We start from the raw sequence: 418 nt of genomic DNA, 5'->3' as shown, positions 1-418 counted from the left end.
CTCCCCGCCCTCCSTCCAGGAGGCGGTCCGCGGCTTCACCACGGGCTCGATGAGCGCCGAGGACTTCCAGGGCGTCTTCTCCTCCTCCAAGGTGTACTGCCCGCGCGGCGACACCCCCGGCTTCCTCGCCCTGCACAACACCCAGCAGCCCGTCATCCCGATGTTCACCACCCTCAAGGAGCTGCGCGCCTACGCGGGCAAGGAGTCGAAGTACTTCGTCATCACCGGCGCGGAGGTCCTCGACCTGCTGCCGTCGGGGTACGGCTTCGTGCTCGACATGGAGGGCGAGCACCGCGTGGTCTTCGACGCCAAGGCGGTGGAGGAGATGGTGGACTTCGCGATGCGGCGCATGTACGGCTAGAGCGCCCCGCCTCGCCCAGACCCACGCCGCTCTGACCTGACCCGCCCCGCCCGGGCC

The 418-nt window shown here is 69.8% G+C and carries 1 protein-coding gene; it reads left to right on the top strand.

Translation table 11 applies throughout. The features are described from left to right. The coding region (locus tag AB8Z75_RS35230; protein WP_369209237.1) for an SseB family protein at positions 1-361 on the top strand (361 nt) is incomplete at its 5' end. Positions 362-418: the final 57 nt, after the last annotated feature.

Source organism: Streptomyces sp. PU-14G (genome assembly GCF_041028275.1).
In the GTDB taxonomy this organism is placed as follows: domain Bacteria; phylum Actinomycetota; class Actinomycetes; order Streptomycetales; family Streptomycetaceae; genus Streptomyces.
The sequence above is the reverse complement of the archived record's forward strand: the minus strand, read 5'-3'. Positions and strand labels throughout refer to the sequence as shown.